The sequence below is a fragment of the Anaeropeptidivorans aminofermentans genome, assembly GCF_940670685.1.
GTDB classification, from domain to species: Bacteria; Bacillota; Clostridia; order Lachnospirales; family UBA5962; genus Anaeropeptidivorans; species Anaeropeptidivorans aminofermentans.
Map to the genome: position 1 here is coordinate 317,546 of NZ_OW711693.1, position 17,931 is coordinate 335,476.

General features: G+C 38.7%; 15 protein-coding genes and 1 tRNA gene. 12 read left to right on the forward strand and 4 right to left on the reverse strand.

Translation table 11 applies throughout. The features are described 5' to 3' along the window. The first annotated feature begins 2 nt into the window (after positions 1-2). The 11 genes from NBX03_RS01190 to NBX03_RS01240 all read left to right on the forward strand — a co-directional run bounded on the left by NBX03_RS01190 (position 3) and on the right by NBX03_RS01240 (position 12,850). A complete protein-coding gene (locus NBX03_RS01190) occupies positions 3-932 on the forward strand; it encodes an ABC transporter permease (protein WP_250230197.1) in 930 nt (309 codons plus the stop codon). A 215-nt stretch (positions 933-1,147) separates the two neighbouring features. Then, positions 1,148-2,080: a ribosylpyrimidine nucleosidase gene (gene rihB, locus NBX03_RS01195; RefSeq protein ID WP_250228955.1), complete on the forward strand. Its 933-nt coding sequence runs from the start codon at positions 1,148-1,150 to the stop codon at positions 2,078-2,080. 36 nt (positions 2,081-2,116) lie between these two features. Then, positions 2,117-3,397 carry a M20 family metallopeptidase gene (locus NBX03_RS01200; protein ID WP_250228956.1) on the forward strand — a complete coding sequence of 427 codons (1,281 nt, stop codon included), beginning with the start codon at positions 2,117-2,119 and terminating at the stop codon, positions 3,395-3,397. Positions 3,398-3,415: 18 nt separating this feature from the next. Next, a complete protein-coding gene (locus NBX03_RS01205; RefSeq protein WP_250228957.1) occupies positions 3,416-4,159 on the forward strand; it encodes a glutamine amidotransferase in 744 nt (247 codons plus the stop codon). A 738-nt stretch (positions 4,160-4,897) separates the two neighbouring features. Beyond that, positions 4,898-6,052 (forward strand): M20 family metallopeptidase, encoded by a 1,155-nt coding sequence (locus NBX03_RS01210; RefSeq protein WP_250228958.1) that lies wholly within the window; start codon positions 4,898-4,900, stop codon positions 6,050-6,052. 256 nt (positions 6,053-6,308) lie between these two features. Continuing rightward, positions 6,309-7,202 carry a ribokinase gene (locus NBX03_RS01215; RefSeq protein WP_250228959.1) on the forward strand — a complete coding sequence of 298 codons (894 nt, stop codon included), beginning with the start codon at positions 6,309-6,311 and terminating at the stop codon, positions 7,200-7,202. 469 nt (positions 7,203-7,671) lie between these two features. Further along, entirely contained in the window at positions 7,672-8,565 is an 894-nt protein-coding gene (locus NBX03_RS01220) for an ABC transporter permease (RefSeq protein WP_250228960.1), read from the forward strand. 274 nt (positions 8,566-8,839) lie between these two features. Further along, positions 8,840-9,676, forward strand: a complete 837-nt coding sequence (locus NBX03_RS01225) for an ABC transporter permease (RefSeq protein WP_250228961.1) — start codon at positions 8,840-8,842, stop codon at positions 9,674-9,676. A gap of 22 nt (positions 9,677-9,698) precedes the next feature. Further along, a complete protein-coding gene (locus tag NBX03_RS01230; protein WP_250228962.1) occupies positions 9,699-10,667 on the forward strand; it encodes an ABC transporter ATP-binding protein in 969 nt (322 codons plus the stop codon). After that, on the forward strand, positions 10,657-11,637 hold the full coding sequence (locus tag NBX03_RS01235) for an ABC transporter ATP-binding protein (RefSeq protein ID WP_250228963.1): 981 nt from the start codon (positions 10,657-10,659) through the stop codon (positions 11,635-11,637). Before NBX03_RS01230 ends, NBX03_RS01235 begins: the two co-directional genes overlap by 11 nt. 778 nt (positions 11,638-12,415) lie before the next feature. Next, positions 12,416-12,850, forward strand: coding sequence for a hypothetical protein (locus NBX03_RS01240; RefSeq protein WP_250228964.1), 435 nt, complete (start codon positions 12,416-12,418; stop codon positions 12,848-12,850). Between the two features lie 15 nt (positions 12,851-12,865). Here NBX03_RS01240 and NBX03_RS01245 read toward each other — a convergent pair whose 3' ends face one another. From NBX03_RS01245 to NBX03_RS01260, 4 genes are all read right to left on the reverse strand, one after another. Continuing rightward, complete coding sequence (locus NBX03_RS01245) at positions 12,866-13,354, reverse strand: hypothetical protein (protein ID WP_250228965.1); 489 nt, start codon at positions 13,352-13,354, stop codon at positions 12,866-12,868. Positions 13,355-13,809: 455 nt separating this feature from the next. Further along, a complete protein-coding gene (locus tag NBX03_RS01250; RefSeq protein WP_250228966.1) occupies positions 13,810-14,208 on the reverse strand; it encodes a bacteriohemerythrin in 399 nt (132 codons plus the stop codon). Between the two features lie 119 nt (positions 14,209-14,327). Continuing rightward, entirely contained in the window at positions 14,328-14,789 is a 462-nt protein-coding gene (locus NBX03_RS01255) for a GNAT family N-acetyltransferase (protein ID WP_250228967.1), read from the reverse strand. A gap of 418 nt (positions 14,790-15,207) precedes the next feature. Continuing rightward, positions 15,208-15,291, reverse strand: a tRNA-Leu gene (locus NBX03_RS01260). A gap of 937 nt (positions 15,292-16,228) precedes the next feature. Here NBX03_RS01260 and NBX03_RS01265 point away from each other — a divergent pair. Further along, complete coding sequence (locus NBX03_RS01265; RefSeq protein WP_250228968.1) at positions 16,229-17,440, forward strand: homoserine dehydrogenase; 1,212 nt, start codon at positions 16,229-16,231, stop codon at positions 17,438-17,440. Positions 17,441-17,931: the final 491 nt, after the last annotated feature.

Consider the following 17,931-nt stretch of genomic DNA (forward strand, 5'->3'; position numbering starts at 1 on the left):
AGATCAAAATGGATCAAATACTGGATTTTACTTTGATATATGCAACTATCCGTGCTTCGACTCCTATACTTTTTGCGGCTCTGGCGGCGGTTATCACTCAGCAGGCCAACATCATTAATATAGGTACGGAGGGCATTATGCTTACAGGCGCTTTTACCGCCGTATGTGTAAGCTTCTTTACGGGCAGCTGGGTTGCCGCCCTTATCGCTGCCATTATTGCTGGAGTTTTCATGGCCCTTATAATGGGGGTTGCCCATATAAAATATGGGGCGGATATATGCGCCATCGGTACGGCTATCAATATGTTTGCTCTGGCCATAACGAAATTTGGCATACAGCAGTTTTTAGGAACTGCGGGCAGCTTCACAAGCCCTAAAATCATTGCCATACCAAGAATTCATATTGCCGCATTAAGCAACAATCCTTACCTTAACGGACTTTTTAACAATTGGTCCTTGATGGAGGTTATAGGCATTATTCTTGTTTTTATAATCGCATTTTTCCTTTACAGAACAGCTTGGGGCTTAAGGCTCCGTTCTGTAGGCCGCTTTCCTCTTGCTGCGGAAACAGCGGGAATTAACGTTACTAAAATGAAATATCAGGTAATTATAATTTCAGGTGTTTTAGGCGGGCTTGCAGGAGCGCACCTTTCCATTGGCTATTCCCAGATGTTTACGGAAAACATGACGAACGGCCGTGGTTTCATGGGGGTTGCCGCTATGTTCTTCGGCGGCGCAAATCCTGTAATCGCATGGCTCGGCTGCTTGCTTTTCGGATTTACCGATACGGTAGGGGGAAGGCTTCAGGCTTATGGCTGGCCGTCACAGTTTATACTCATGCTTCCTTATGTAATTACAGTAACTGTTCTTGCGGTTTCCTTGTGGCAAAAGCAGATCAGAGAAAGAAAGATGAAAAGCTCTTTAAGGGCATAGGGCTTAACCGCAGCTTTATGGTAAATTGACTTAAAAATACAAGTTGATTTAATAAAGACATATGAAATACATTATTTAACCTCAAAACAAAAGATGTTTTATAGGTAAATGCGTATAAGCCTGCAGAATCATTACAATAAAAAACCTCGCCGGAACCTGTTTTCTGCGAAGGATAAAACCCTGTTACAGGGAAAATAATAAAGGGGTTGTTAAAAATGGATAGACGTAAAATTATTTTAGATTGTGACCCGGGGCATGACGATGCAGTTGCCATATTGATGGCAGCAAAGCACCCTAAAATAGAGCTTTTGGGCATTACTGTTGTTGCAGGCAATCAAACGCTTGAAAAAACAACGACAAACGCTCTTAATGTATGCCAGTATTTAGGCCTTGACGTTCCTGTATACGCCGGCTGCGGACAGCCTCTTGTAAGAGCAAAGCAGGTTATAGCAGACGATATTCACGGTGAAACAGGTCTTGACGGCCCTGTGTTTGAGCCGCTTACAAAGAAGGTTGAAGATGAGCACGCCGTCGATTATTTAATCAGAACCCTTCTTGCATCCGACGGAGATATTACTTTAGTAATTACAGGCCCTGAAACAAACGTTGCTATGGCTATGAGAAAAGAGCCCAGAATCGTTGAAAAAATTCAAGAAATCATTATCATGGGCGGCGCCTACCAGTTAGGCAATATGACACCTGCGGCAGAGTTCAACATCCTTGCAGACGCAGAGGCAGCTTATGTAGTATTTACCTCAGGCAGACCAATCGTTATGATGGGCCTTGACTTAACAAGACAGGCTCTTTGCTATCCTGCTATCATTGAAAGAATGGAAAAAATAGACGGCAAAGGCGCAAAACTTTTCGCTGATTTAATGAGATTTTTCAGCAAAACTCAGAAGGCAGTATTCGGCTGGGAGGGCGGCCCTCTTCATGACCCTACTTGCATCGCTTATCTTATTGACCCAAGCTGCATCGAAACAAAAGACGTATTTACAGAAATTGAAATCAGAAGCGAAAAGTGTTACGGACGTACCCTTTGCGACTATTTCGGCATTTTAAAGCAGCCTGCCAACTCTAAGCTTTGCTTAAAGATCGACTTGGATAAATTCTGGGATATCGTTGAAGACTGTATCAGATTATACTAATTTCCGTATTTATTCCCCAAGGAGGGCTTAAAGCTTATGGAAGACAATAAAAGAATAGAAATATTAAGAAACACCCTTAATGCCAATAAAGATAAATATATAAAAAGGCTTGGAGAGCTTGTAGCCATAGATACCCACGACATAGGCCACGGTATTGACGGAGGCCTTGAAAAAAAAGGGCAGGAATATATGGCGGAGCTTTTTAAAGCGCTTGGCGCATCAGAAGTTATCTGCGACCAGATGGAAGAAAAGGTGATTTTAGAAAGCCTTGAAAAGTATAACGAAGGAAACGAAGGCCATAATTACGACGGCAGATTCAACGTATACGCAACCTTCAAAGGCGAAAGCGAAAAATCCATCCTTTTTAACGGCCATATAGATACTATGCCTGTGGGCGATCCCGCTCTTTGGAACACAAATCCCCACGACCCTGTGATTAAAGACGGCCGTATGTACGGCCTTGGCGTATGCGATATGAAGGCAGGCCTTATGGCTTCTACCCTTGCAGTAGAGCTTTTAAAGGATGCCGGAATACCCCTTCCCGGGAAGGTCGTAATCACAAGCGTTGTAGACGAAGAAGGCGGCGGAAACGGTTCCATTCAGGCTGCCATGAGAGGCATAAAGGCCGATGCGGCGGTTGTTTGTGAGCCTACGGACCAAAGTATTATCGCCGCCCATATGGGATTCATCTTCTTTAAAATAGAGGTTGAAGGAAGAGCTGTTCACTCAGGAGCCAAATGGCTTGGGGTAAGCGCCATAGAGAAGGCACAAAAGCTCATAGAAGCAATAGACGAGCTTGAGCATCAATGGCTTATGAATTATAAGCATGCCCTCCTTCCTGCGCCCACTTCAAACGTAGGCGTTATATCAGGGGGTTCCGCAGGCTCCACTGTAGCAGATTACTGCGAATTTAAGACCTGCGTTCACTATCTTCCGGGCAAGATGAGCCATGAACAAGTCGTTAAGGAATATACGGACGCCATTTACAGACGCTGTGAAGGCGACGAATGGCTGAAAGACCATAAGCCTAAAATTTCCATTTATCAGGCCGGCGGCGCCTTTGAAATGGACCTTGACCATGAATTTACAAAGACATTTGCAGGAACCTGTGAGAAGATTAAAAACGAGGCAGTTATTGTAGGTTCGCCTGCAGGCTGCGATGCGAGAGTTTGGCGGAATATGGCAAACATGCCTACTTTGCAGTACGGACCGGGAAGGCAATCCGAATGCCACATTGCAAATGAATATGTAGAGCTTCAGCAATACCTTGATGCAATTTTGATCTACGCTCAGTTAATTTTAGACTGGTGCAAATAAATTTTTTTGGAGGATATTATGGCAAAGAAAGTTTTAATCGCCGGGGAGTCATGGATGAGCTATACGACCCACGTGAAAGGCTTTGACAGTTTTTACACAACACTTTATGAGGAAGGCGTAAAATATATTAGAGCTGCTATTGAAAAGGCCGGATATGAAGTTGATTTTCTTCCGAACCATTTAGCAGCAAGTGATTTCCCCTATACAATGGAAGAACTTAAGAAGTATGATTGTGTAATTTTATCTGATATCGGTGCAAATACTTTGCTTCTTCCCGCTGAGACATTTACTAAGAGCATAAAAATGCCGAACCGCTGCCAGCTTATCAAGGATTATGTATTAGAAGGCGGTTCCCTCATTATGGTAGGCGGATATCTTACGTTTTCAGGTGTAGATGCAAAAGGCCGTTGGGGTGTAACGCCGGTTCAGGATGTTCTTCCTGTAAAGGTTCTTGACATTGACGACCGTATGGAGCATCCGGAAGGTATTGCCCCTGTTCTTGTGAAAGAACATGACGTTATCAAAGACGTTCCAAAGAACTGGCCTGAATTCTTAGGCTATAACAAAACCGTTTTATTGGAAGGCGCAGAAGAAGTTATGACCATAGGCGGCGACCCATTTATAGCCGTAGGCAATTACGGAAAAGGCAAGTCTGCAGTATTTACATCAGACTGTGCTCCTCACTGGGGTCCTCATGAATTCATAGAATGGGAAGGCTATGACCTTTTATGGAAGAACATGGTGGATTATCTCGTTAAATAATTATCCGAATACTTATAGTAAATTTAAAGTAAACAGGGAGAAAACTGTAGATTTGCCTAGACCAAAAAATATACTGTTCCTAAAGGAAATCCGTATTTTTATGTCTCCAGAGAAACGGTTTTTGCTGCTTCTTTATGATAAATTTACTATAAAGTATTGAACCTTGGCATCTATAGTAAAATAGCTTTAAGGCAGTAACAAAAGCCTATTTATCATAAACGGCTTAAATATAACAGAAGCACTTATATGAAGCCATTCATAGCCAACAAAGATAAAAAGAGCTTTGCTGACTATAAAAGAGAGTGAACCTGAAAACCCTTTTACAGCTTTCCTGTAAGTGTTTTCAGGTTCACTAAGTATAAAATATACGGTTTTTGTTACTGTAATCAAATTATTTTACTGTAATTCAAAAAGACGGCGTTTTTACAGATATAAACTCTCTTCTTGTTTTAAAGTTCAATATGTTTTCCTGCATGCGCATAGTCAATTTGCACTTTTCTTGTTTTTTAAGCTTTCTTAGACCAAATATTCACATCGGAATAAAAGCAAATTGCTATACATTCTTACTTTAGAGAAATCGCCGTCTTTTTGACAAAGCCAGCTCCTTTAATTATGCCTTGAATTTTGCAGTTAAAATTATTTCTTAGCGGAGCTTTTAAATGCAGAATTTTTGGCATTACTAAAGATGAATCAATTTAAAATACATCTATTTTACAGCTTACGTCTGGAGGTTTTAAAATGTCGGGACTTAGGGGCAACTGGAAAGAAGAAGCTCTGGGCCTTTTAAAAAATGCTTTGGAGATTGTTACAGTCACAAATCAGAATAACGAAAAAGAGCTTGCAGAATATATCGCAGGCTTCCTTAAAGATACCATTAAAGCAGAAATACAGGAGCTTTCCCCCGGCAGGGCAAATATCATTGCGGAAATAAAAGGGGAAGATGAAAATAACGCTATTCTCCTTAACGGCCATCTTGATACGGTGCCCTTTGGAGATTTGGAAAATTGGCAGACACCTCCCCATAAAGCCACAGAAAAAGACGGATATATTTATGCAAGAGGCGCAAGCGATATGAAAAGCGGCTTGTGCGCTTATTTATATGCTTTCTGCACTTTGGCGAAGGAAGGATATAAGCCTAAGAATTCCATTATTTTTACAGGAACTGCCGACGAAGAAATAAACGGCCTTGGGGCCTACGGTATCGTCCAAAAAGGCCTTTTAGACAGGGTTTCAACAATCATCATCGGCGAGCCTACGGGAAACGGCATTTCTGTTGCGGCTAAAGGTACATTATGGATAGAATTTCATATTGACGGCAAAACATGCCACAGCTCTTATCCCCATAACGGAGTGAATGCCTGTGAAAAGGCATATGAGCTTTATCAAAGGATAAAAGCCCTTACCGGTGACGAAACCCATTATCTTCTTGGAAAAACAACCTGCACTATGACGAAGATGAACGGCGGCGTAGCCAATAATATGGTTCCCGATAAATGCAGCTTTTCTGTAGATATCCGTACGATTCCCGGGGTTTCCCATAAAGCGCTTTTAGAAGAAATAGACAGGGAAATCTCCGCTATGGCAAATACAAATAAAGAGCTTTTCATAGAAAAAAATATCATCACCAATCGAATTTCCGTTGAAATAGAAGAGAAAAGTTCTTTTGTGAAAGAATTTGCCCGTTCAGCTGAAAAAGTCAAAGGGGAGAAGCCCCTTATTACCTCTACGAATTTCTTTAGCGATGCTTCAATATTCTGTATTGACTATTCGCCTTCCGTTCTTCTTTTCGGACCGGGAGAAAGCGGCGAAGCCCATAAGCCCAATGAGCATGTGGAAATAAAGAAGTATTTTGAAGCTATTGAAATTATGTATGAATTTCTTAAAACCCTGTAATTTCAATTGGATTTAATATAGAAGGAAAATTTTGAAAAGATAAATCTACCTTTATAGTAAATTTATCCCAAAGAAGTAACAAAATCGATTCTCAGGAGATTTAAAAATACGGATTTCCTTTAGAAGCGGTATATTTTTAGGTCCAGGTAAATAGACGGTTTTGTTACGGTTTCGCTTTAAATTTACTTTTAATACAGCATTATTTTTTAACGCAGCTGAACCTTTAAACTGAGGCAGGCGGCGAAAGGAGAGGCAAGTGAAGATATTAAACTTCGGTTCACTTAATTTAGACAATGTATACCATGTAGACCATTTTGTGAGAGCGGGGGAAACCCTTTCATCTGATGCCATGCATATTTACTGCGGAGGAAAAGGGCTTAATCAAAGCATCGCCCTTGCCCGTTCCGGGGCCAAGGTTTTTCATGCAGGGGCAATAGGCCTTGAAGACGGGAATATCCTGAAAGAAGCCCTTAAAAGAAATGGCGTCAATATAGACCATCTGCTTCAATTAAAGGATAAAAAAACAGGCCATGCTATTATTCAGATAGATAAAAGCGGCCAAAACTGCATATTGCTTTTTCCGGGAGCAAATCACTGTATTACCCGAGAGCATATAGATAAGACCCTTGAAAATTTTTCAAAGGGGGATTTGCTTATTCTTCAAAATGAAATTAATAATATCGATTACATAATAAATCAGGCGCATGAAAAGGGAATGCAGATTGTTTTAAACCCTTCTCCCATGAATGAAAAAATCCTTGCGCTTCCATTGGAATATGTGGATTATTTCATATTAAACGAAGTGGAAATGGCCGATATATCGGAAGATGATAATGAAGAAAAGGGCCTTCAGAGCCTTAAAGAAAAATATCCCAATGCTTCTGTCGTACTCACTTTGGGAAGCCGGGGTGTAAGATTTGAAAACGGCAGCCTAAGTCTAAGCCGCGGCATATTTAAAGTGGACGCCGTGGATACGACTGCGGCAGGCGATACCTTTACAGGCTATTTCTTTGGAGCCATATCCCAAGGGGAGCATGTTTCGCAAGCCCTTAAAATAGCCTCCATGGCTTCTGCCATAGCTGTATCAAGACAAGGGGCCGAACCTTCCATCCCTTATATGGAAGAAGTCGCAGAAAGGCTTAATCCTTAATAAGGGTATAGTCAATTTTCTTTTATCCCGCTGTAAGTATTCGAGCTTAGAGGGATTAAAACAGCGTAAAAGTAAATTGAAAATACGATGCTTCATATTAAATCCAGCATAGTATAAAAAGCAAATAAACTGCCCAAAGCTTAAGCCTTGGGCAGTTTTAATTTCGGATAAAAGTTTAGTTCAGGATATGGTCAGTTACCCCTATGAGTATTTGGCTGCAGGGGCCTAGCCCTATCACTTTCTATATGTAGCATATTTTCACTCAATATTTGGCATTTTCCATAAAAAATCGAAGAATGCAGAAATACATATAAAAATGTGGTAATATAAAAGATAAGGCAAAAATATGCATTGTACTTGATTAAATATAAAATAGTATCATTGTTAATTTGAATTTAATTTATTTTAAGCTTTCTATGGGCCGATATTAATAATGGAATAAAAGTAAATTGACTGTATGGAGACGATTATGGTTAAATACATAGGAAAACGAATACTGCAGATAATTCCAACGCTTCTTGTATTAAGCTTTATCTTGTTTTTTTCTATATGGTTTATGCAATATAAAAGCATAAGCTTCGGAGGGGAAGACTCGACCTTTAAACAGTATCTGGACTATATGGGTAATGTCCTCAGAGGTGACTTTGGGATACATTATAGATACGGAAGGCCTATAAATGGGGAACTTATGAGAAGATATCCGCTCACTATGCTTCTTGCCATAGGGGGAACGTTAACATCTGCCATTGTGGGGATTTTCCTCGGGGTAATTTCAGCTGTTAATCAAAACAAGCTTATTGATAATATCATTATGTTTTTTTCTCTTGCGGTTACATCAATTCCTTTATTTTTCCTTGCGCTTATTTTTATGGTAATATTCAGCGTCTTTCTTGGGGTTCTGCCTTCCAGAGCCATGGGCTCTTGGCAGAGCTTTATTATGCCTGTCATTACCCTCGGCCTTCCGGCAGCGGGATTTGTGGCGCGAACCACCCGTTCGGCAATGCTTGAAGTAATTAATCAGGATTATATCAGGGCATCTCAGGCAAGGGGCATTGCCGATAAGACGATTATTTATTACCATGCCCTTAAAAACACGTTTATTCCTATTATCACTGTAATAGGGGTAAGATTCGGAGAGCTTCTGGCGGGAACCGTTCTTGTGGAAAATGCCTTTTCCATCCCCGGCCTTGGAAGGTTTATTATAGAAGCTATCGATTACAGGCAGGGGAACGCCATTTTGGGCTGTGTTCTTGTTCTGGCGGCTACCTTTATGGTTATAAACCTTCTTATTGACATATTGTACGCCTTGATAGACCCAAGGGTAAAATACGGCAAAAGGGAAAGCAGTACCTCGGGTAAATAAATACAGCCGCCTGTAAAGCAAATTTCATATAAAGAAGCAGCAAAAACCGATTCATTAAAAACTCAAAAACATGGATTTCTTTCGGAAACAGTATATTTTTGAGCCTTCGTGAATATACGGCTTTGCTACTGTTTAACTTTAAATTTACTATATACGGTGTTGCTTCCGTTTCATTTTAAATTTAGTGTAAAAAGGCTTTATGGTTTATAATTACAGATTTTAAATTTCGTCATAAATTTCATACAGAATCGGGCTTTTGCCTGTGGGGGTCAAAATGAAGAAAAATTCCGCTTTTTTAAGAAAGTTTGCCAAGAGAAAGGCTTCTGTCATTAGTACATTTTTGCTTTTAATATTAATTTTTACTGCCATATTCGGGCCGGCGTTATGCAAAAGATATCACCCTAATCATCAGAATCAGGCGGAGCGCTTTGCCCCTATAAGCCGTGACCACTGGCTGGGGACGGACTATGCAGGAAGGGATATCTTTACCCGGCTTGTCTACGGAGCAAAATTTTCTATTTCCGTAAGCTTTTTCGGCGTGCTCGCAGGAGGGATTATAGGCGTTTTTCTGGGCCTTGTTTCAGGTTATTTCGGCGGAGTTTCCGATAATCTTATTTCAAGGCTGATAGAGCTTTTGATGGCTGTGCCGGGGCTTTTACTTGCCATTATTATTATAGCCGTTATGGGAAAGAGCGATTTCAATACGGTTATTTCCGTAGCTGTTTCTGTAATAGCTTCTTTTACCCGTATCATCCGAAGCTCTGTCATATCCTTAAGGGAATCGGATTACGTTAAAAGCGCTTATATCTTAGGAGCGTCAGACTGGCGGATTATTTTCACCCACATTTTGCCCAATTGCATTTCTTTTATTATAGTGACATTTACCCTTAATCTTGGTACGGCCCTTTTGACGGTTTCTTCCTTATCCTTTTTGGGTATCGGGGTTCAGCCGCCAAATCCCGAATGGGGCTCTATGATAAGCCTTGCAAAGGAATATATGCTTTCGTACCCCCTTGGCATACTTGCCCCGGGCCTTGCCATAACCATATTTGTCATAAGCTCAAGCCTTGTAGGCGACGGACTGAGGGACGCTCTCGACCCGAGGATTTAAGATGAAAGCACAGGAGAATACCATGGACGAAAAAATAATTCAGGTTAGAAATCTTAAAACTTATTTTTATTCCTATGAAGGCGTAATGCCTGCCGTTGACGATCTTTCCTTTGAAATATCAAAGGGGGAAACTTTGGCTGTGGTAGGAGAATCCGGCTGCGGAAAAAGCGTAACCAGTATGTCTTTATTAAAGCTTATAAAGCCCCCGGGGAAAATTGTCTCCGGCGAAATCTTATATAAAAACGAAAACCTCCTCGATAAAACCCACGAGGAAATGCGCTCTATCAGAGGGAAGGAAATATCCATGATATTTCAGGAGCCTTCGGCCTCTTTAAACCCTGTGATAAAAATAGGCAGGCAAATGACGGAGTCCATATTGACCCATATTGCCATGAGCAGAAAGGAAGCTTATGAAAGGTCCGTCGCGCTTTTGAGGAAGGTAGGAATCCCTTCTCCTGAAAGAATAATGGAGAGTTATGCCTACGAGCTTTCAGGGGGAATGTGCCAAAGGGTAATGATTGCCATGGCCATTTCCTGCAATCCTAAAATACTCATATGCGATGAGCCGACCACCGCCCTTGACGTGACCATACAGGCCCAGATATTACGGCTTTTAAAGGAGCTTAAAAAGGAAACAGGGGCTTCTATTATGCTGATAACCCACGATATGGGTATTGTCGCCCAGATGGCGGAGAAGGTTATGGTAATGTATTCAGGCCAGGCGGTTGAATATACAGACGTAAGGGAAATATTTAAAAACCCGCTCCACCCTTATACGGTAGGCCTTTTAAATTCCATACCCAAGCTTACAGAAAATCAGGACAGGCTCTACAATATAGAGGGTATGGTACCGGGGCCTAAAGATTTGCCTAAGGGCTGCCGCTTTGCCCCCAGATGCGAGTTTGCAAAAGAACGGTGCTATGAAATCATGCCGGAGCTTATTGACGCGGGAAAGGGCCATCAGGTAAGGTGCTTCAAATATGGAAAATAAAGATAAAAAGGAACTCCTTAAGGTTTCCGGCCTAAAGGTATATTATGCATCACAAAAAAGCAAAGGAAAGCCTGTAAAGGCCGTAGACGGTATCTCTTTTTCCGTATATGAAGGAGAAACCTTCGGTATTGTAGGAGAATCGGGCTGCGGAAAATCCACTACAGGCAGGGCCATCGTTTCTTTAATAAAGCCCACAGAGGGAGAAATCCTTTTCAAAGGCCAAAGTCTTTCAGGCTTTACAAGAAAAGACAGGCTTCACCTTGCAAAAAACCTGCAGCTTATTTTTCAGGATTCGGCTTCTTCTCTTGACCCGAGATTTACCATAGGAAAAACCATAGAAGAGCCTTTATCCATACATAAATTAAAGGACAGTAAAAAGAGAAAAGAAATCGCCCTAAAGCTTATGATAGATGTAGGCCTAAGGGAAGAATATTATGACAGGTTCCCTCATGAGTTTTCAGGAGGCCAAAGGCAAAGAATCGGTATCGCAAGGGCATTGGCCTTAAACCCTTCCCTTATTGTATGCGACGAGCCGGTATCGGCTCTTGATGTATCCATACAGGCCCAAATACTGAATTTAATGAAGGATATTCAGAAGGAATATAATTTAACTTATATTTTCATATCCCATAATCTTTCCGTAGTGCGGTTTTTCTGCGACAGGGTAGCCGTGATGTATTTGGGGCATATTGTTGAAATTTCTTATAAGGACGAAATATTTAATAATCCCCTTCACCCCTATACCAAGGCTCTCCTGGATTCAATACCGCTGCCTGACCCTGATGCAAAAACCATGGAGGAAATGCTCGAAGGGGACGTTCCAAGCCCCGAAGACCCGCCTTCCGGCTGTGTCTTCCATACAAGATGCAAATATGCCTGTGAAGAATGCACCCAAAAGGCTCCGGCGCTTCTGGAAAGAGTAAAAGGCCATTGGGTTTGCTGCCATAGAATAGGGCAGGGACTGTTTTGACGAAAGAAGCAAAAGAGCACATAAAAAGCGGATTTATTATGAAGAAGCAGCAAAAGCCTATTCTCCGCAGGTTCAAAAACACGGCTTCCCCTTGGAAACGGTACATTTTTGAGTTTTCGCGAATATACGGTTTTGCTGCTATTTAACTTTAAATTTACCATAGTATCTTTGAAAAGGTCATTCTTTTACTGTTTTTGCTGTAAAATTTATACTTTATTAATAGTGAATAAATTAATTAAAAAGCTGTTATAATCTGTTATAATTAAAATTAGCGCAAGAGCGATATGGTCGGTTAGGCTTAGCTTCCTGCATAAGGGGGTGATGCCATGACAGACTATCAAATGTTTGATTTAATTATCAAAGTTACAAGTCTGTTTTTTGTTATATTAGCGTATGCTAATAGCACAAAAAAATAGCCGTCCCTATCCCAAAGGTTTGACGACTATTTTTGTATAGTTTTGCAAGCTTAACCGTCTTTAAAGCCGCTACGCTACTGAGTGCCAATGTTGACGCATCGGTACTCTTTTTATTCTTATCTTATTATATGCCTATTATACTATAAAAAGTTATAAAATACAAATCTATTAATTATTTTTCTCATGGATCCGGAGCTGCCGCAGGAAGGATTTATTTTTTAAAATTTTATACTTGGTCGTCGGTGAAACTATTAAGGAGACTTTTTGATACTTTTCTTAAAATATAATTAATATGACAACAAAAACAATAAGTACTTATGTTGAATGTTGTTATCATTATTTATTTTAAGAAAGGTGATATTATGAGATTAAGAGAGCGTGTAAAAACATTTGATTTAACAGTAGCAGATGTTTCCAATTTAATTAAATTTCAACGAGAAATTCAAAGTGCCTTTGACATGAATACTACTCAGAGTAAATTATCTAATGCAATAAGTGCGATTACCGGTTTATACGGAATTATAGGAACATTTTATTCCTTACCCTATTCCTACGCTTCCGGTATAGCTGCATTAGTTATAGATACGGCTAATCAGATGTACCAAGATAGTACAAGCAGTGGATCTACGCTTTGTAGATATGGCTATTACGGTCTTACAGATTTACATTATGAAATGACATCAAGGGGCTGGAGACAAGTAAGAGTACAATTTGGTATGCTGGAATTTTTAGATCAAGGTTGGCAGATGGTAACATCGGAAGATTACACCTTAATAAGTGTTGACGGCCAGCATTAATATATTAGACCCTATTTAAGGGGCCTTCTTCAATATGCTTTCGATAGTGTTTTTTTCAATACTATAATAAATAGAATCATAATATACAATTGTTTCTTGCTTTTCTAAATCAGAATATATTATTATTCTATTATTTTTTTCATTGGTATGTAAATAAATAGTAATATCTGGTATAGCCCCCATATCTATTATATAATGGTCTAATTTTTTTTGGTCCAGAATCATATTAAATTTTATATCTTTTAACTGAGTTATCATAGCATTAATCTCATCTGCGTTCTCTATTTGATAAATATTAGTATTTTCATTGTAGCTAAGTGAAATTTTTTTAATTTCATCAGGTTTAATGATTTCGGAAGATGAATTTAAAACTATATTTTCAAATGTACCGCCTTTAATACTGATAATATATTTAAGAGGGCGTCCGAAGATTAGAATAGTTAAACATAGTATAAAAACTGTCTTTAAAACAATAGTTTTTGTTTTTTTCTTGTTAGTTTCCATAAAAACCCCTTTCTTATTTATAAAAATATATAAATACCATTATAGCATAAAATAAGTGTGTTCTTTGTTATATTAGCATATTCGGGGCATATCTTGACAGACACTATTCTAAAAACACAGCCAATAAATATTATCACTCCATAACGAAACTATTTAAAAATATACTTTCTGAAAAAAGCGTATGTAGGCAAAAGAAATATGAAGATCAAAAAGCATAGTTAAATTCAAATGAAACCATACGGTTTTGCCAGAGTAGAGAATACCTAAATAAGCGTTCTGCCCGTTCTATGGATTAGGCAAATATTTCATAGGGATAAACGCAAATGAAAGGTTATATTTACCGCACTTCTTCAAGAGCATTTATTACAGTAGGTCTGTTTTATCTGCCGTTTCGTAAGAGACTATAACAGGAAAATGCAAAAAAGCCTGAAATTTGCTCAGGCCTTTTTAGTCTTTTAGTTTTTGCTTTTTGCATATTCTCCTATTTTTTTATCCATGGATGAAATATGCTTTGTAAGCCAGCCGATTACCAATTGATTTGCGTCCATGATTACAAGAAGGTTTCCGCCGGATGCATTGTAGTCGTTTCTAAGTTTTGTAAGCTGTCCCATGAAATCGGTATGGGCCTTTTTCTGTTCCGCATACCCGGGATAATGAATGCTTAACATGTATTTTTCTTCGTCTGCAAAATGCTTTTTGGTGTAATCCTCAAGGAAATCAAGAAGTTCGCCGATGTATTCGCTGGCTTGTCTGTTTCTTCCTGCCTCAAAAAGCTTTTCGGCCTTTTCAAACCATACTTTATGCTGATCGTCAATAATCTCTACGCCTACGGAAAGATTGGGTGTCCAGGGCATTGTATTACCTCCTTTGTGCTGCTTTAATATGTATCAGTTCTATTTTAAGGTGAACTGTCAATATATTCAAGAGGTTTATGTTAAAATTGCGCTCCTATAGGAAAACAAAGTACAAAAGCCTACAGCTTTAGACAAAGGAAATGAGTGCCTGCAAGAGGATTGGCATAATATGGTTCAATTTCTTTAAAGCCGAGGCGTTTGTAAAGCGCGAAGGCCTTTTCCATAGAAGAAAGAGTATCCAGCAAAAGAGAATCATAGCCTATTTCCCTTGCTTCGAGAATAATCTTTTCCGAGAGCATTTTTCCTATTTTTAAGCTGCGGAATTGGCTTCGGACGTAAAGCCTTTTCATTTCGCATCTTTTTTCGTCAAAGGGACGAAGCGCAATACAGCCGGCAGGAAAATCTTCCGCATAGGCAATATAGAGCCTGCCAAGGGGCTTCGCATATTTTCCCGGTAAGGCTGAAAGCTCTTCTGCGTAATTTTGAAAGGTCAAATCGACCCCTAAAGAAGATACGTATTCATTAAAAAGTATTTTAATATCTTCCATATGAGTATAGGCTTCTATTATTTTAATATTCATTTAACACCTCTTTATAAACAATGTAAAACTTTTCCTTATAAGCATTGTAGCGCAAAAAAATAAAAGAAGTCAACCATTATACTGAGCCTAAAAGTATAATGGTTGGCTTCTTTCTGCTTTAAATATATTTTATAATTACGGTATAGTTTATGCCGAAGGCTTGTAGAGGATTGGGTAAAAGAGGCCCTTCTGGCTGTTTTTGCCTTTAATTTTCCTTTATGGATATACTCGGCCTTTCATTAAAAGGGGGTGTTTAATATAGAGACAATTTACGGTAATAGATACCATCCTGGCCTTTAAATACGATGCGGGCTATTTATAATTAATTTAAATGGAATATTTGCAATAGAAATATAATAAAATCCGAACTATTCAAACAGGTAAATCCTGTTTGAATAGTTCGGATTTTATGTGCGTATGCCCGAAGGGGGACTTGAACCCCCACGGTATCGCTACCATACGGACCTGAACCGTACGTGTCTGCCAATTCCACCATCCGGGCTTAATGCCTAAAAAATAAATAAAATTATGAAGTATTTAATATAAATCATAACCTTTCATATTATAAAGGAAAAAAACATGAAAGTCAATGTGCGTTTTTCTAAAAATAAAGCAGATGGGCCGATTATTATCTATTGTTATATTTTTATTAAGCGCGCTTATTTGCTTGCAAAAAAGGATTTTTTATGGTATATTTGCATACAATTATTTATTTATTATAAAGCTCTTCTTTAAAGCAGCTTATACAAATCGGAGGCTTTTCATTTCTTTCATATAAAGCAATTTGAAAAATTTCCTTTAGAATCTGCCTTTCCCTGGAAGGCTGTAAAGGCAAATTCATTGTACATTCCCTTATTTTGTAAATTTAATATTATAGGCATACTATGTTTTTTTAGATGTATTTTCCATACGAAAAAGCTGGTGCTTTAAAAACTGGAAAAACAGTTTTTAGATAAGTTCCGGTTAAATTGTGATATTATGGTAAGTTTACTAGGCATTGTTTGCAAAAAAGTGTGAATTCGAGGAGAAAACCGCAGAGATAGCATGCATTTACATTTTTGCTTTATGCAAAAATGTTGAGCGTACAGGTTTACCCTGGGTAAACCTGTACGGCATATCTTGAGGATTTTCAACGAAGAAGTCATACCTTTTAGGCAAAATAAACTAGAGTTTTGATTTTACAAACAAGCCCTAGAAAATTTAGGCATGGCTTTTACAGGAGGGCAATTTAAAAGGCCCCCTGTCCATTTAGGCTTGCTTTATTTTATATTGATACAGCCAGGATAAAAGCAAATGGACTATGCATTAAAAGGCATAAGTTTTATTTCTGATATTTTACGGCAGATTTGCATTTTAATGTTATTTATATTTATTAAAGAAATAAAAAATCCTTCCATTTGGGATATTTTAAAAATATATTATTATTCAGGAGGTTGATTATGGTTAATATTGCTGTTTTGGGTAACGGTACTGTAGGTTCGGGAGTGGTTGAAGTCATGTCTAACTATGTAAGCAATATTTCCGAAAAGGCCGGTGAAAAGATCAAAGTAAAATATATACTTGAAAGGCCCGATTATCCCGAGGCTTTGAAAAAAGAAAATATGGTATTTGACTTTAACACTATTTTGGAAGATGACGAGGTTGAAATCGTTGTAGAGGTCATAGGCGGCTTAAGCCCTGCCTATGAATTTGTAAAAAAATCTCTTCAAAAAGGAAAATCCGTAGTTACAAGCAATAAAGCCCTTGTTGCCGAATACGGCAAAGAGCTTATGGATATTGCCGCCGATAAAAATGTCAATTTTCTCATCGGTGCAAGCGTAGGCGGCGGTATTCCCGTATTAAGACCGATGAATGTGTCTCTTACGGCAGATATCATAAAAGGAATAGACGGTATCCTTAACGGAACGACGAATTTTATACTTACGCAAATGTATGAAAACGATATGAGCTTTGAAGAAGCCCTGAAACTTGCCCAGAATAACGGCTATGCAGAGCTGAATCCGGAAGCCGATGTGGAAGGCCATGATACGACAAGAAAAATTGCCATTCTTCTTTCTCTGGCAACAGGTAAAAGAGCAGATTATAAGAAAATAAGCTGCGAAGGCATAACGAAAATTACAAAAGAACATATGGAAAAGGCAAAGGCGCTGAACTGTGACATAAAGCTTCTGGCTTTTTCAAGAGTGTGTGACGACGGTGCATACGCCTTCGTGTCTCCCGTATTGGTTTCAAAGGAGCACCCTTTAAATAATGTAAGAGACGTATTTAATGCAGTTTTAATCCACGGAGAAATTACAGGTGATGTTATGTTTTACGGCCAGGGGGCAGGGAAGCTCCCTACGGCAAGTGCGGTTATTGCAGATATTATAGACTGCGTTAAGAATAAGGGCAGGGCTATTTTAAAGCCTTGGGCAGATGAAGAGCTTAAGATAAAGGACAATGGCGATTTAATCCTTAAGGAATTCATCGCCTTCGATAAAGATGCAAAAGATATTGCAGAGAAGTATTTTAAAAATATAGAATTTATTTCAGGTGCCGGAGAAAATACAGCCTTTATCATAGAAAGTATGGCAAGAAAGGATATTGACAGTGCCCTTTCTTCTATCTTATCCGAGAATGTAAAAATCACCGAAAGACTTCCTTTGATTTGAAACATGGAAAAGCCTGCCGGAATATAACTATATTAGGTAGGACATTTGCTTAAGAAAATTTAGGTATAAATTCTCAAAGCCGCTATTTTTATAAATTATTCTATAAGATTTTTATTATTAAGGGCAGATTAATAATAGAAGGAAAATCTTTAATTATTGATAAACCTACTTACATTAAATTACGAAATAGTGTAAAATAAAAAAGCCTTTTCTTTTTGGAGTAATTTGAATTATAGCGGCGTTTTAGGACAAAATTTCAGTGACGTATTTTATGTTTAATCGCGTATAATAATTAAACAGGAATGTTTATAATTTATTTTAAGCAATTTAAAAACGATATAAGCGCAAGTTTGTAATCTTTCTAAGCGGGCGTTGATTTATCGTTAATAAACCTGTTTTCGGCTTGTTAATGATAAGCTGGAAAAGCACCATTAATATATTCTTTAATTTACTTTATTTATCCTGAAATATGAAAGATTATTTTGAGATAA

Bases quoted from the DNA above. Each gene is read 5' to 3' on its own strand.
- NBX03_RS01205 (WP_250228957.1), top strand. From the start codon at position 3,416: ATGGCAAAGAAAGTTTTAATCGCCGGGGAGTCATGGATGAGCTATACG.
- NBX03_RS01225 (WP_250228961.1), top strand. From the start codon at position 8,840: ATGAAGAAAAATTCCGCTTTTTTAAGAAAGTTTGCCAAGAGAAAGGCT.
- NBX03_RS01255 (WP_250228967.1), bottom strand. From the start codon at position 14,789: ATGAATATTAAAATAATAGAAGCCTATACTCATATGGAAGATATTAAA.
- NBX03_RS01265 (WP_250228968.1), top strand. From the start codon at position 16,229: ATGGTTAATATTGCTGTTTTGGGTAACGGTACTGTAGGTTCGGGAGTG.
- NBX03_RS01250 (WP_250228966.1), bottom strand. From the start codon at position 14,208: ATGCCCTGGACACCCAATCTTTCCGTAGGCGTAGAGATTATTGACGAT.
- NBX03_RS01220 (WP_250228960.1), top strand. From the start codon at position 7,672: ATGGTTAAATACATAGGAAAACGAATACTGCAGATAATTCCAACGCTT.
- NBX03_RS01210 (WP_250228958.1), top strand. From the start codon at position 4,898: ATGTCGGGACTTAGGGGCAACTGGAAAGAAGAAGCTCTGGGCCTTTTA.
- NBX03_RS01200 (WP_250228956.1), top strand. From the start codon at position 2,117: ATGGAAGACAATAAAAGAATAGAAATATTAAGAAACACCCTTAATGCC.
- NBX03_RS01245 (WP_250228965.1), bottom strand. From the start codon at position 13,354: ATGGAAACTAACAAGAAAAAAACAAAAACTATTGTTTTAAAGACAGTT.
- NBX03_RS01230 (WP_250228962.1), top strand. From the start codon at position 9,699: ATGGACGAAAAAATAATTCAGGTTAGAAATCTTAAAACTTATTTTTAT.
- NBX03_RS01235 (WP_250228963.1), top strand. From the start codon at position 10,657: ATGGAAAATAAAGATAAAAAGGAACTCCTTAAGGTTTCCGGCCTAAAG.
- rihB (WP_250228955.1), top strand. From the start codon at position 1,148: ATGGATAGACGTAAAATTATTTTAGATTGTGACCCGGGGCATGACGAT.
- NBX03_RS01240 (WP_250228964.1), top strand. From the start codon at position 12,416: ATGAGATTAAGAGAGCGTGTAAAAACATTTGATTTAACAGTAGCAGAT.